Annotated in this window: 15 protein-coding genes; 1 reads left to right on the top strand and 14 read right to left on the bottom strand. The window is 58.8% G+C overall.

Features of this window, described 5'->3' with window-relative positions; all coding sequences use genetic code 11:
- Positions 1-108: 108 nt before the first annotated feature.
- The 11 genes from phaP to LMG28727_RS20680 all read right to left on the bottom strand — a co-directional run bounded on the left by phaP (position 109) and on the right by LMG28727_RS20680 (position 9572).
- Positions 109-600 (bottom strand): TIGR01841 family phasin, encoded by a 492-nt coding sequence (gene phaP / locus LMG28727_RS20730; protein WP_201644186.1) that lies wholly within the window; start codon positions 598-600, stop codon positions 109-111.
- 380 nt (positions 601-980) lie between these two features.
- The gene (gene ggt, locus LMG28727_RS20725; protein WP_201644185.1) at positions 981-2573 is read right to left on the bottom strand and encodes a gamma-glutamyltransferase; all 1593 of its coding nucleotides are present in this window, start codon (positions 2571-2573) and stop codon (positions 981-983) included.
- A gap of 137 nt (positions 2574-2710) precedes the next feature.
- Complete coding sequence (locus LMG28727_RS20720) at positions 2711-3523, bottom strand: amino acid ABC transporter ATP-binding protein (protein WP_328811069.1); 813 nt, start codon at positions 3521-3523, stop codon at positions 2711-2713.
- Between the two features lies 1 nt (position 3524).
- Positions 3525-4256 (bottom strand): amino acid ABC transporter permease, encoded by a 732-nt coding sequence (locus LMG28727_RS20715; RefSeq protein ID WP_201644184.1) that lies wholly within the window; start codon positions 4254-4256, stop codon positions 3525-3527.
- 49 nt (positions 4257-4305) lie between these two features.
- A complete protein-coding gene (locus LMG28727_RS20710; protein WP_201644183.1) occupies positions 4306-5127 on the bottom strand; it encodes an ABC transporter substrate-binding protein in 822 nt (273 codons plus the stop codon).
- An 88-nt stretch (positions 5128-5215) separates the two neighbouring features.
- Complete coding sequence (locus tag LMG28727_RS20705) at positions 5216-6001, bottom strand: GntR family transcriptional regulator (RefSeq protein WP_236592148.1); 786 nt, start codon at positions 5999-6001, stop codon at positions 5216-5218.
- A gap of 288 nt (positions 6002-6289) precedes the next feature.
- Positions 6290-7057 (bottom strand): carbonic anhydrase family protein, encoded by a 768-nt coding sequence (locus tag LMG28727_RS20700; protein ID WP_236592146.1) that lies wholly within the window; start codon positions 7055-7057, stop codon positions 6290-6292.
- A 205-nt stretch (positions 7058-7262) separates the two neighbouring features.
- The gene (locus LMG28727_RS20695) at positions 7263-7799 is read right to left on the bottom strand and encodes a chromate transporter (protein ID WP_201644182.1); all 537 of its coding nucleotides are present in this window, start codon (positions 7797-7799) and stop codon (positions 7263-7265) included.
- Between the two features lie 34 nt (positions 7800-7833).
- Positions 7834-8361 carry a chromate transporter gene (locus LMG28727_RS20690; protein WP_236592222.1) on the bottom strand — a complete coding sequence of 176 codons (528 nt, stop codon included), beginning with the start codon at positions 8359-8361 and terminating at the stop codon, positions 7834-7836.
- A 472-nt stretch (positions 8362-8833) separates the two neighbouring features.
- Positions 8834-9196 carry a hypothetical protein gene (locus LMG28727_RS20685; protein WP_236592145.1) on the bottom strand — a complete coding sequence of 121 codons (363 nt, stop codon included), beginning with the start codon at positions 9194-9196 and terminating at the stop codon, positions 8834-8836.
- Entirely contained in the window at positions 9180-9572 is a 393-nt protein-coding gene (locus tag LMG28727_RS20680; RefSeq protein WP_201644180.1) for a Rieske 2Fe-2S domain-containing protein, read from the bottom strand. Before LMG28727_RS20680 ends, LMG28727_RS20685 begins: the two co-directional genes overlap by 17 nt.
- 108 nt (positions 9573-9680) lie before the next feature.
- Between LMG28727_RS20680 and LMG28727_RS20675 the strand changes: the two genes are divergently transcribed.
- Positions 9681-10583, top strand: a complete 903-nt coding sequence (locus LMG28727_RS20675; protein WP_201644179.1) for a LysR family transcriptional regulator — start codon at positions 9681-9683, stop codon at positions 10581-10583.
- A gap of 203 nt (positions 10584-10786) precedes the next feature.
- On the opposite strand, the gene LMG28727_RS20670 is transcribed toward LMG28727_RS20675, so the two are convergent.
- From LMG28727_RS20670 to LMG28727_RS20660, 3 genes are read right to left on the bottom strand one after another with little or no spacing between them, the layout of a single operon-like run.
- Positions 10787-11512, bottom strand: coding sequence for an autoinducer binding domain-containing protein (locus LMG28727_RS20670; RefSeq protein WP_201644178.1), 726 nt, complete (start codon positions 11510-11512; stop codon positions 10787-10789).
- A gap of 40 nt (positions 11513-11552) precedes the next feature.
- Positions 11553-11822: a hypothetical protein gene (locus tag LMG28727_RS20665; protein WP_201644177.1), complete on the bottom strand. Its 270-nt coding sequence runs from the start codon at positions 11820-11822 to the stop codon at positions 11553-11555.
- Between the two features lie 44 nt (positions 11823-11866).
- On the bottom strand, positions 11867-14071 hold the full coding sequence (locus LMG28727_RS20660) for a diguanylate cyclase domain-containing protein (protein WP_201644176.1): 2205 nt from the start codon (positions 14069-14071) through the stop codon (positions 11867-11869).
- Positions 14072-14128 lie beyond the last annotated feature (57 nt).

Genomic DNA, 14128 nt, shown 5'->3' with positions numbered 1-14128 from the left:
ACACCTTGTCAGGTCGCCACTTCCTGCTACGTCCGGCTCTGAAAAGACAAATGCGAACCGAAGTTCGCATTGATCAAGCCACCAGCGTAACGGACGACCGGAGTCTTATTAAACCGTCGAGACTGTCGCAACAAACTGCTTTGCAGCCTTGTTCGCCGATTCGTAGGTCGCGTTGGCCGCAGAGAAAACCGAATTCCACGCGGCGATAGCTGATTCGCTTCCAACCGGCGCGCTCTTCTTGAGGCTTTCGACGAACCCTTGGGTATCGCGCTGCAATTGCTCGCCCTGCGCCGTCGCAACAGCCGAAATCTCGTGCTGAACGTCGGACACGATTTCGTGAACGCTGCGGCCGTAAGCAATCGCTTTTTCCGCAGCAGGCTGGGAAAGGCTTGCTTGCAATGCGAGCAGCGCACCCGGGTTGCCGGCCGAAATGGCCTTGGTGACGAGGTCCTGGCTTTCAGCGAGAGCCGCCTTGCTAACTTGCAGATTCAACGCGACCAGTTTTTCAAAGCCCGCAAATGCCTTGTTCGCCACGCCAAAAAATGTGTCGAGGTTGGCTTGCTGGGCGGCGATCAATTGCTGAGGGGTAACAGTGCTCATCTTTGCTCCGGAAGGTAAGTGGGCATGGGACTTCGGATGCCACCAGACAACTAGGTGTGACGGCAGTCAAGCGTGAATGTTGCGGTGCAACATGAAGCTCATTGTACGGGCCGCTGCGCAGATGTCAAACGGTTTCGGTGGGGGCATTCGTACGACAAAGGCGCCGTTGCGCCTGCGCCATAACGCACTTAGGCTTTGATTGACGACAGGCGGACGAGCACGGCAGGCCCGCCGCCCGATTGTGCAATCAGGCGCGATCGATTAAAGATGCCGCTCCGTGGTCGATAAGCGCTGACTCGGCAGATACGCCATGTAAATCCGCCCACCGGTCCGCGCGTTTCCATTCAGGCCAATGCGTCCTTGATCGGCGGATCACTCGCTCAATAACCCAGCGCGCAGCCGTCCTTCCGGTGATCCGACGCACCGACGAGAACGCCTTGGTCCCAGTCGATCCATATCGCCTGCGAACCGCCGATTGCGGACGGCGATGGAGAAAGCCTGAAGCCGCGCTCTGTCAGCGCCGCGCAGACCGACGCGGGCATGGTCGCCTCGACCTCGACACCGTCGGTGCCAGGGCGCGGGAAAATGCGCGGCAGGTCCATCGCCGATTGCATATCCAATCCGTAGTGAAGCACCTTCGACAGGAAGTGCGCATGGCCCAGCGCCTGATAGTGGCCGCCCATCACGCCGAAATTCATGCGTACGCGCCCGCCTTGCGTGACCATGCCCGGAATGATCGTATGCATCGGGCGCTTATGCGGACCAATAGCATTCGGGTGCTCAGGCTCGACGACGAAGCTCTGTCCGCGGTTGTGCAGCAGCACGCCGGAATCCGGTGCCATCAAGCCGCTGCCAAAGGGGTGAAACAGAGAATTGATGAAGCTCACACAGTTGCGGTCGCGATCGACCACCGTGATATAAACCGTGTCCTGGTGCTCGGCTGGTGTGAGCGCCGGTGCAGGCGGCAGTGCCCGTTCCAGATCGATGCGGTCGCGTAAGCTGGTGGCAAGTGCATCGGACAACAGCCAGTCAACGTCGACCTTATGCTGTCGCGGATCGCCCAATACCGCGTCCCGCATCGAATAAGCAAGCTTTGCCGCTTCGATTTCCCGATGGACGCGATCGGCGTCGAGCGGATCGCCGTCGGCGGCGAATTTCTCGAGAATCTTGAGGATCATCAGCGCTACGACACCCTGCCCGCTCGGCGGACACTCGACGACTTCGTAGCCGCGAAACGACGCGCGAATCGGCGTCACGTACTCGCCGTGATAGTCCGCAAAATCGTCGAGCGAATGCAGGCCGCCGTGCGTCCGCAAATGCGCGACCATCGCAGAAGCAAGTGGGCCGCGGTAGAACGCGTCGCGTCCTTCCTCGGCAATCGCGCGCAGGGTGTTAGCGAGCAGCGGCTGCCGGTGCACCGCGCCGGGCTTTGGAGCAGCACCGTCAATCAGCATCGCCGCGCGGGCGCTCTTGTCGAGCGACAGCAAATCAACTTCACTCGACCAGTCTGCGGCGACTCTCGGCGTGACCGCGTAGCCCTCCTCCGCATACCGGATCGCGGGCGCGAAAATGTCGCGCAGTGGCAGCCGGCCGTGATCGCGATGCAGTGTGGTCCACGCGTGCACAGCGCCCGGCACCGTCACGGCATGCGCGGAATGCCGCGCAATCGTTTCCACGCCAAGCTGTCGCATCCGTTCGACGGTGGCGTCCGCAGGCGCCCAGCCCGCGCCGTCGTAGGCGACGATATCGTCCGTGCCGCCGCGCGAATACAGTACGAAGCAATCGCCGCCGACCCCGGTCGACCCCGGCTCGACGACGCATTGCACCGCGCAGGCAGCGATCGCCGCATCCATCGCGTTGCCGCCGGCAGCGAGTATGTTGAGCGCCGCAAGCGTTGCGCCAGGGTGCGATGTCGCGGCCATGCCATTGCGGGCGAACGCAAGCGAGCGGCCAGGCATCTCGAAGTTACGCATAAGAACCGTTCTCCAGTCAGTTGAGAAGCGCAAGCTGGATGAGGCCGCATGTCAGCCTTCTCACCCGCGCACGCCTTCAAAAAAAACGCCGCGCCGCAAACGCGGCGCGACGGAATCAGCAAGTGCCCCGCCTAACGTCAGGTTGGCGACAGCGGCGCCAGCACCGGCGCAGGCTTCAGCGTGCGACGCAGGAACGCGCGGGTGCGCGCATGCGCCGGCGCGGTGAATATCTGCTCGGGTGGACCCTCTTCGATCAACTCGCCCTGATCCAGCACGACGACGCGGTGCGCGACTTCCCGAGCAAACTCCATTTCGTGCGTAACGACGACCATCGTCATTCCGTCCTCGGCCAGTTCCTTCATCACCTGCAGCACCTCGCCGACCGTCTCTGGGTCCAGCGCGCTGGTGGGCTCGTCGAACAGCAGAACCTTCGGCTGCATCGCCAATGCGCGAGCAATCGCGACACGCTGTTGCTGACCACCGGATAACTGCGACGGATAGTGATCGGCCCGATCCACGAGGCCGACACGCGCGAGCAGACGCTTCGCCTCCTGAATCGCGTCGCCCTTGGGTGTTTTCAACACGTGGATCGGCGCTTCGACGATGTTTTCGAGCGCGGTCATGTGCGGAAACAGATTGAAGCGCTGGAACACCATGCCGATGTCCCGGCGCTGCCGCGCGAGTTCGCGGGCGGAATCGCGAACCACATCGCCGTTCGCACGTTCAACATAGCCAAGGAGGCGCCCGTTCACGCGCACGCGGCCGGAGTCGAAAGTTTCGAGCAGGTTCAGGCAACGGATGAAGGTGGTCTTCCCGGAACCCGAGGAACCGATCAGCACCACCACCTCGCCTTTCGCCACGCTCAACGATATGCCGTTGAGTACTTTGGTCGCGCCGAACGACTTATGAACGTCCGATGCTTCGATAATGATTTCAGCTGTCTGATTCACCTCAACGCCCTCTCAGAAGCTTCATGGTTTGCGCACCGAACAGGCGGTTGCCCGAGGTCACGCTCAAATCGCCACGGCCGTAGTGCGCTTCGAGACGGCGCTGGACAAAGCCCCACAGCGTCGTCAGCAGCAGGAAATAGATCGCGAGCACGAGGTACAGCTCGAACACCCGGAAATTGACCGACGTGACCATCTGGGTGCTGAGCATCAGCTCCGGCACGCCGATTACGCTAACGAGCGTCGTGTTCTTCAGCATGACGTTGAACTCGTTGCCCATCGGCGGCACGATCACGCGCAGCGCCTGCGGCAGTACGATGCGCCGCATCAGCAGCGCCGACGACATGCCGAGCGAACGCGACGCTTCGTACTGGCCTCGATCGACGGAGCTCAGGCCAGCACGAATGATTTCCGCCATATACGCAGCGGAATTCATTCCGAGCGCGAGCACCGCCGCCTGGATGTTGCCGGGTAGAGTGAATACACCGAAGTCGAGATCGTGGAAGCGGAAAATATCGGCGGCCGCGAATGCGGTGTACAGGAACACGATCTGCACCAGCAACGGCGTGCCGCGCATGACCCAGATGTAGCCGCGCGCGACATACTGCAGCGGACGGCTTGGCGATACTCGCAGCAACGCGACGAAGAACCCGAGCACCGTGCCGACCAGAATCGCCGAGATGCTGATTCCGCAGGTCAACCAGAGTCCGTGCAGATAGGCCGGACTTGGCGTCATTAAGAACCTGCGGAAGATTTCCCAACTGAAGTTCATGGCGTCATCCAGCTTAATAGCGTTCGTTCTCGAGCTTCCACTTCTGGAGCAGGTGCGTGTAACGATCGCTCTTCGTCAGCTCGGCGGTGACCTTCGCGACGGCGCTGCTGAGCGGTTCGTCCTTGCGTGCACCGATGCCCGTCGCATTCCGGCTGAAGCCGGATACCGCTTCCTCGAACATGTTTCCAGACGCTTTCTGAAATTGAGCGGCGCTTTCGGCTGTCGTGCCATAGGCGTCGACCTGCTGCAGCCGGAACGCCTGGAAGGCATCGGCGTCGGTGTTGTAGACAACGATGTTCATCGGCGGCTTATGCGCGCCGGTGAGCTTGTCGTTTTCCTTTTCCAGCAGCGAGCGAATCGTCGAACCGTTGATCACCGCGACCTTCTGGCCCGACAGATCGTCGAGCGAATGTACTTTCCTCGGATTGCCCCGAGGCACCATGATCGATTGGCTCGAGTACATGTAGTTGATGATGTCGATAATTTCGCGCCGCTCCGGCTTGTCGTACAGCTGGCCGATGATCAGGTCGCACTGCCGCGCCTTCAGTGCCGGAATCTGGCCGCTGAACGGAACGGTCCGCCATTCGACTTTCAGGTTACCGAGCGACTTCGCCACGTCGCGTGCGACGTCGACGGAGAATCCCTGCGGTTGCTGCTGCTCGTCGTAGAAAGCGAGCGGTGGCGCATCCATGCTCGAGCAATAGACGAGCGTGCCGCTCTTGAGCAGGCCCGCCGGCTGCGCGTCCCCCGCGAACGTCATACCTGCGTGCAACAGCATGGACACGCCCGCGCAAATGGCGGCGAGACGAGAACGCATGATCATGTTTTCAGACATCGGCTTGTTCCTATTATTGTGAAAAGCGGCCTCTCACCCAGGCATAACGACCGCAGCCCGGACCCGGTTACGGGCACGCGTGCAGCCGTCAGTCGCGAGATTCAGGGGTTTCGAGGATGGTGACCAGACGCGGCACCGTTGACTCAATGTGTTCGCGCATTACGCGCTCCGCGATTTCCGGGTCGCGGGTGCGCAGCGCGTCGATCAGCTCCTGATGAGCGTCACGGGCGCGTTTGCGTTTGAAGGTTGCCTGCTCGATCCACAGTCGCATCGGTCCTTCGATCAACGCGTAGAGCGAGCAGATCTGCTCATAGAGACGCGTGCGGCCACTGATGCTGCATAAGAACTCGTGGAAGGTGCAATGACGCTGGACCCACAACTCGACGTCGCCGACGGAGGCGTCCATGTCGTCCAGTAGACGCTCCAGCGTGAGCAGGTGGTCGTCGGTGCAGCGGGTAGCCGCTACGCGTATTGCCAGGCCTTCGAGCGCGACGCGCATGTCGAAAATATCCTGGACTTCCTCGATGCTCAGCCCTCGGACAATCGCACCTCGATTGGGGCGCAGGATCACGAGGCCCTCGGCATGCAGGCGCCGCAGCGCTTCACGCACCGGCATGCGGCTCATCGAGAGTTCCGCCGCAATGGTCTCCGCAACGATCCGTTGACCCGTGGCGAAGCGGCCGTGGCAAATCGCCTGGAACAGGAAGCGGTAGGCCTCCTGTTCGGCTGTTGTACCGGGTTCGGAGGTTCGCGACGCGGCGGATTTGTGCATGGAGGCGTATCGGTGGGACGAGGACAAGGGAGCAGAATACCCAAACTGGCTTTTTGTATCCAATTTTTCAAAACAAATAAGGGAATACCCCGAGAGAGCCATTTCACGAGCTCACGCGTACCAAGTGACACGCTTGCCTGAAATGCGGATGCCTCGCTCGGGCGTTGTTGTTACGGTAATTGGCCAGCCTGGGAGAGTGATGCGATGAAGGCAACCATGTCGCTCTACCATCGCCATCGATGCGTTGGCGTCATGCGCAACATTGGAAAGTGGCAGTTCGAGCGCGGCGTAATCGGCAGTCAGGAAACTGTCGCGCGCTGATGCGAAAAATTACGGCAAACAGGGCCCCGACGAGAGGGGCCGATAGAGTCAAGCAGCGCGACCGCGATGTCAGGTCAAAAATTCGACTTTGCCGTTGCTCAGGTGATACATCGCACCCACCATCTTTATCTTTCCATCCTTTTCCATTGACGCCAGAATTTCACTGCGCTTGCGTAGGTCGTCTATCGTGTTCTGGACATTGACTCTTGCTACCTTATCCACGAATTCGATGTTGCTGCCGGTACGCTTTCCTTCATATTGGGTCGCATCAATGGCAGGCTTTATCTTCGCAAGCAAGCCCGTCAGATTGCCGAGCTGAACGTTGTCAATGGCGCCCTTGATCGCACCGCAATCCGTATGGCCCATCACTAACACGACCTTGGCCCCGGCTGCGGCGCAAGCGAATTCGAGGCTTCCCGCCAGGTCCTCGTTAGCAACATTGCCCGCTATACGTGCGTTAAAGGTATCGCCGATGCCAGAATCGAGTATGAGTTCCGCCGGGGCGCGGGAGTCGATACAACTGAGAATCACAGCGGCAGGAAACTGCCCTGCGGCGCTTGCCCGCTTCTGCGCAAGATAGTCATGTTGATGCGCGGTTCCCGAGCGAAAGCGCTCGTTGCCTTTCTTCATGCCTTCGATGATCTGATCGGGCGTCAAAGCGTCACGCTCTTTCTTCGTCAGTGCGGCGGCCATCGAGACAGTTGACACGGAAAGCGCGGAGGCGCCGACCGCTCCAGCGAGTGCGATGCCGAGGCCCGCTTTCAGCGCTGTACGCCGGCCGCTTGCGATGGAAGGCGGGGATTCCGGGCAGGTGCAGTGACGAGACTTGCAATCCACGATTGGTTCTCCATCAGGCTGAACGATAAGAATCAAGTCTATGTTGTTTCATACGAATCACAAGCTCTTCTGTTGGGCGGCGTGTCGCGTCGGGTCAGGTTAGCTCCCAATCACCTCCGTCGCGAGTACCTGCGTCATTCAATGTAGCCGTCCACACTTGCAGAGGATATCGGCATGCCAGCTACCGCAGCCTATCAGCCACGCCCTAAAGCAATCCGGCAAAGTGCGCGCCGATAAACACCGTCGCGCCACCCGCAATCAGAATCACTGGATTAATCCGGGTGGTCATCACAAGTACGCTCGCGATCGCCGAAGTGACCCACGCAACCCAGCCGCCGTCGAGTTCCTTGATCAACACATACACGGCGGCGAGAATAAGACCCGCAGCAACAGGCCGCAGCCCTGCCTGCAACGCGTTCAGCCATCGCGCGCCTTCATGACGGTTCCACACATGCGCGGCGCCGTACATCAGGAACGCGGTCGGGCCGAACAATGCCAGCGTTGCCACCACGGCCCCGCCAAAGCCGCCAACCTGCCAACCGATCAACGTTGCGAGCAGCGACCCTGGACCTGGCGCCAGCCGCGCAATCGCGAAGTCGCTCAGGAACTGCGCGTGAGTCATCCAGTGATGGACATCGACGACTTGTCGTTGGACTTCGGCAATGATCCCCTGGCCGCCACCAACGGTCACAATCGACAGTGGCGCAAAAACCGAAAATAGTGCGATGAGGGTTCGGGACACTTGAAGTCGCTCTTCTTGACTTGATCGGCGATCGTCAGCTTTGCTGCGACGAGCGGACGTATTCGTAACCGACGCTCAGCACACCCGCAATCAATACGGTCCACACGAGCGACACCCTGAATAGCGCGACTGCCGCGAAAGTCGCAATCAGCACCAGATAGGGAAAGAAGCGCCGCGGCAGTCTGCGCGCAGCGGTAATTGCCATGGATAACGACAGGCCGATTGCACCGGCGGCTGCTCCAGCTAAAGCGATATGCGTTAGAGGAAGGTAGGCGATCGCGGAGAAGAACACGCCCAACAACACGATGAAGATCGCTGGCGGAAAGATGATGCCGGAAAATCCTGCAACCGCGCCGCGCCAGCCGAGCAAACGATAGCCGATCCAGATAGCCAGATTTTTTATGTTGACGCCCGGCAGTGCTTGCGACAAAGCGAGTCCGTTCAGGAACTCTTCTTCGGTGAGCCAGTGCCGGTCGTGCACGAACTCGCGCATGAACCAGCCGCTCAATCCGCCACCAAAACTAGTAAGACCGATACGCGCAAAGATCAGGAATAGCCCAATTGCGGTGACTTTTCCTGCGAGGCTTCCGCTGTCTCCTCCTGCGTTATCGCGCGTCGATGGAGAGCCTTGGACTTCTCGCGCGTTATTCTCTTTTACCAATGCTCTTCCTCACGAGGTGTATGACTCGGCCCGGCGGATCCCGGCGTTTCGTCGCGGGCGCCGATGGAGTCTTCTGTTTCTGGATGTGTGGCCTTCCCCAGACCACGTGCAATGGCAAAGGCGAAATCATCCTGACTTTCAGTGAGCCTTCAGCATCATGGTTCGCGACACGTACAGAATGATATCCGGAACGTTGACGGTTCGCGATATCGGGCCGCACGAGTCGATTTCTGTGCCCAACGGGCGTCACGTGCTTGAAGAGGAGTACCACGGTGGTCTGCGAAGTCGCGCGACCGGTGAAATGCTGACGAGTGGCGAGTCACAAACGGGGGAAGAGACTTATGTCGCTATCGAATCGGGCCGCCGTACTACATCAAACCAGCAGATCCTCATAGAACGCGCCAAAAGGCCGCGTTGGATGCGCCAGTTGAATTTCCAGTATCCACAAACCAGGATTGGGCGACGCATCGAAATCGCCGAGATTGCCCGCCTTATAGATCGCATGCGGAAAATCACTGACACGATGACCTTTGATGTCCAGATTCAGTCGCCAGCCCAGCACATTAGCGCGTTGCTCCGCGTATTCATATAGCGCCTTGCCGCCGGCTCCCGTTGTGCGCCAGCGATGTTCCACTTCGTCGAAAACGGTTTTCGCTGCGTCAGCGCAGGCGTGCATTTCAGCGTCATCGCCGACGACAAACGTCGCGCCTGCGTCGCCCTCATGGCCTCCCCACACGACACCAAGATCGAGCCGGATAAGTGCGCAAATGCAGCTTGGCCGGAATCGGGATATTCGGGCTGGCAGGAATCCGGTTGCAGCGGCCGCCCTCGCCAAAGCGCAGACCGTGATAGCGGCACACCACGCCCTCTCCATCGTGCTTGCCGATGCTCAAGGGCACACCTCGATGCGGACAGACGTCACGCGCGACGACCAGCTTGCCGTCCACGCGATACACCACGAGTGGCACGTCGAGCAACATCGCAGCGACCGGCGCGGCACGCACGCTGTCGCTCAATGCGATCGGATACCAGTGCATCGCGAGACGCTGCCAGTCGTCGGCGTCAAAGGTGCAATCGGGTGGGGGCGAGACGATGGCCCTGGTCGATGTCATGGGCGTCCTTTTGAATTGGCGAAATTTGATGACTTGTTTTTACGGATGGCGCCGTTCCAATAAACAAGCAAATTGTCGTCACCCCGTTGCAAAAAACTCAACACGGCCATGATCACGTTTTCACGCTTCACCCACTACTTCAGCGCAATCGTCGACTATGGCAGCATCAGGAAGGCAGCACTGCACGTGTCCGCCTCTGCGATCGACCGTCAGGTGCTTCAGGCAGAAAAAGAAATCGGCGCGCCGCTGTTTGAACGCGTGCCAGGAGGCTTGCGTCTGACTGCAGGGGGCGAAGTGTTCGTCAACCTCGTGCGGGGTTGGCAACGCGACTACCGCCGCGCATTGACGCAGATCGATGAGCTGCAGGGACTGAAGCGCGGACATATCGAAGTGGCGATCATCGACGCGCTGACTGAAGGCTTCGTCGCAGAGGTCATTGCAAAGCTGGCCGCCGACCATCCGGGACTGACGGTCGGCGTTCAGGTATTGGACAACGACGAAGTGGCGCGCAAGATCATCGCCGGTGACGTGAATTTCGGTTTGCTGCTGGCATCGGAATCCACCAGGGATCTCCAGATTCGCGCGTCGGCGAGTGCGCCATTGGGTGTGGCGTTTCAATCGGGCCATCCGTTGCAGGATAGCGCGCATGTGCGCGTCAGCCATACGCTCGATTACAAGCCGATTCTTCCCGCGCCGCCACTGGTGATCAGCGAACGCGTGACATCGCTATTCGATCGTCACGATGTCGACGCGCAGCGCTTCATGGCGTGCAACAACACCCAGATGATGCGTTCACTCGTACGTCAAGGTGTAGGCGTCGCTGTGCTGTGCTGGCTCGACGTGGCGGCCGATGTCGCAGCCGGTCAGATGAATTTTCGCCCGCTTAAAGATGCGCATCTGAAGCCGTTGCAACTGCATTTATGCGTGGCCGCGCGTCGGCAGCTTTCGCACGGTGCGCGCGAGGTGATCCGTCATTTCGAAGCCGGCATGGCGGATATCGGGTTGACGTGAATGCTGAATCAGAACTGATGATTCAATCCGGCTGTTACCCCGATCTGATTGCGATTCGAAGACGCACTCTGCTCAGCGGTATTGGCCGTGGCATCGACCACGTCTCCATAGGCGTTCAGGGTCTGGACGGCATCGCAATCTGCTAAATGATTACTACACCGATCGAGCGGGCTAAAGTGGCGGAATAGCAATGCCGCAGCCACTTACAGCAAATCGTACTGTTGCGCTAGACGCGCAGCCTCGTTGATTCGATTTGTGCCCATCTTCTCGTTTATCCGCGAGTACATGGAATAGATACTCGCGACCGAGAGTCCCAAGCTCTTCGCCACTTCCTGTGCTGGTTCCGCTGCCAGCACAAGCCGAAGTGCAGTCAGGTCGCGGTCATCGAGTTCAAACTTTGCGACCATCAAGTTGCGCTGCGCCAACATGCGTACATCCAGAAGCGTCATCGCAATTGCGCGTAAGAGTGCTTGCCATTCAAACAGTCGGGCTTCCCCACCGTCCTCAACTTCGATTTCGCTCGCCACGTGCAAGACGCCGAGCAGCGATGTTGCGCGTGAATGCGCGGGGACGATCAGGTTGCTCCGAAATCCGTATTGACGAGCCATGGAGCGCATATCGCGTTGGCCCGCGCTCGTTATCTGGATGCTACTGCCGGGCGCCGGCACCGCATTGCACCGCGCATACTGGAGATACGGGTCATTGCTGTACCAGTGGCGGTGCTGATAGATCTGAATCCACTCCGGGTTGCATCCAACAAGGAAGCGATAATCGGTCGTGGGTCCGTTCGTGTCCACGCGGAAGGAACTGAAGATAAACGAGGGAACTTGGAGCTGCGAGAAAATGGCTCTGAGCCGCGGATGAAGCTCTATGTCGTGTCCGCACTCGCCGAGCACATTGATTGCGGCCAGTACTCCCCCGATATTCACGTGTATTCCTCCCACAGCTTCTCAGAAATATCAAGTTCGCTCATTCCTCTTGGTTTAAACGCTGGCGAATTTTCTCTTGAATTGCACTATAGTGCCGTTCCAATTGCGCGAAATACGGGTCTGCAGTGAAATAGTCGTACGCGGCGGCGTGAGCACCGGCCGAAACGGAATGGATGAAGGATGTGCCATCCGCCTGAATCAGTTCCCGCTCAACGAGCATCAGTGCTTCTCGTACCACTAGTCGAACGCTTACGCGCTCGCGTCCGACTGCGACTTCAGCCGCGTAAACAACAATTTCCTGATTTTTCACTTACTGAGTCGGCCGTGAGTTTCACTTAAGTAAGCTTACCTTCTTCAAGGACTCGTCGGCTTTCTCAATAATCGAACGGCTGCATTTTTGTCGAGATGGGCGTCGAGAAAATCTATTATGGATACCGACGAGTTGAGAGCCACCTTTGCGGATAGCTCTTCCGACTCCAGCATAACTGTCCGGCCTGAATGTGTTACGCACTCGACCGCCGAAGTCAAAATATCAGCCGAACATGACTGGGGTCCAATTACCACACCTCGGATCAGATTATTCTCGAGTAACTTAAACGCATCAAAGCCGCCCGAGAAAGTGCCAAGCATCAGGCACACCCTTGTGCTGGCAAGTGCAGCGACGCGTTGTGCCGCGAGGACGGGTTCGTCAAAAAACGCTATTTCCGGTACTTCCAGCACGAATGAGTCCGGCACAAATTTAAACGTCCGCACGAGTTCGCGGATAATGAGGGCGCAGTCGACATTGAGAAATTGTTCTTTGTCCAGCGGGTAGGTGAGCCGTGCCGGCGCTGCCCCATCCTCCTTCCAACTCAGGAGCGTGACGCAGATCTGAGCAAAGGCGAACTCAGTCATCGGCCCAAGTAGCCCATTTTCTTCGTTGATTGACAGGGAGGAATTCACGGGCACCAGGTTGCCCTTTTCCTCCAGGACGGCAACTGCAACGCGGAAGCCTTCCACCTGCTTACTTCGCAAATCACGGATAGGGGAGAAGGTAAGCCGGAGGTTACCGTCGCTCAAGGCGATGCGTAGGCGCTGTCCGTTTTCAACCGCGAGACGCCCGCTCTCGCGCATCTCGTTTGAATAGTATCGCCAGTTCGTCTTGTGCGTACTCACCATCTGTGCCTTGGCGGCGTACATCGCCTCGTCGGCCTCGCGAATAAGCGTCGACACGCCATCCTCACTGCGTGCACGTATCGAGACTCCAATGCTTGCCCGGATTTTGAAGACGTTTCCGCGCAGCGTGACCGCCGTCTCAAATATGGCGACAATCGCATCTATCGCCCTGTGTGTCGCAGGATAGACGTCTGCATCGCTATCGTCAGGCGTCACTATCACGAGGAATTCATCACCACCAAACCGGCCGATGGCGTAAGGCGACAGCCCTTGCCGGAGCCGCACGGAAATCTTCTTCAACAACTGGTCGCCGGCTTCGTGGCCGAGTGTGTCGTTCACCTGCTTAAGATTGCCAAGGTCAAGGTAGACGACAGCGAGGCGGTTCAGGCATGGCTGCTTTGCGATTTCCTCGTTTAACCGCGCGAATAAGCCATGGCGGTTCCACAGAGCTGTGAGCGTATCGGTCTCGGAGAGGACTCGAAGCCGTTCGCGACTCTTGAGAAGGCGATGTACGAGTACCGAAATCGCACTCACAAACATTGCGAAAAAGATCGATAGCACGACGGCGCTCGTCAGATACACCGATTTCATATTGTTATAGGCCGCCAGTGTGTCCGAACGACGAAGGGACACCACGACGTGAAGCGGGTAGCTCGGCACGGTACGCCGCGCAGTTATCTGATCGTCAACTTTCGTCGTGGGTTCTCGACCATCGCGACCTTTAGCCTGCCTGCCGGTTGCTTCCTCCCCGATCGCGTCATCAGATAGCTTCGAGCCGTTCTGCAGGAAGACGGCCGCCGAGCCGTTCTCGCCGAGCGCAGCGACGTCCGTAAATCCGCGCGTCAGGTAACGGCGATCCTCGGAGACGACTACCACGCCCGCGAAGTGCCCGTTCTTGGTCTCCAGCCGGCGCGACAGTTGAATGGTCCATTTCCCGGAGACCCTGCCGAGCACTGGTTTGCTGATATAGAGTCCCGATACGTCAGGTCTCCGATGGATCGCAAAGTGCTGGCGATCGGTAATGTACACGCCGCCGGCGTAAGGGATGGTGCTTTGTAGAATACGTCCGCCGGCGTCGACAATCGAGACTTGGGCTGCGGTTTCCCTCGTGAAGAACCCCGCGTCTTGCAGTGCCTTTAGATTCACTGACGCTGGGTTTTTTTCGAACTGAAGTTTCACCACGAGCGCGATGACATCCACATCGTGAATCGTGGTCTCCGTGTGCTGGACCAGAGCATCAGCCAAGACATCTGCCTTGGACTGAGCAACCTGTAACACTTCCGCCCTTTCCGTAGATAGCCGGGTCAGCACACCAATCCAGACGGCGGCGAGTACCAGAGCGCCCACGGCTGGAATCAGGATAAGGCCTCGAAATCGGCGTTTTACAGGAGGGTTTGTGGACATGTCGTCAATCGTTCGGTGCGCGCTCTGGCGGTTGTACGAGAATGTGCCGAGCTTTCT

The sequence above is a fragment of the Paraburkholderia metrosideri genome (genome assembly GCF_904848625.1).
Lineage (GTDB): Bacteria > Pseudomonadota > Gammaproteobacteria > Burkholderiales > Burkholderiaceae > Paraburkholderia > Paraburkholderia metrosideri.
Note: the sequence above shows the minus strand (reverse complement) of the source record. Positions and strands in the feature narration are given on the sequence as shown.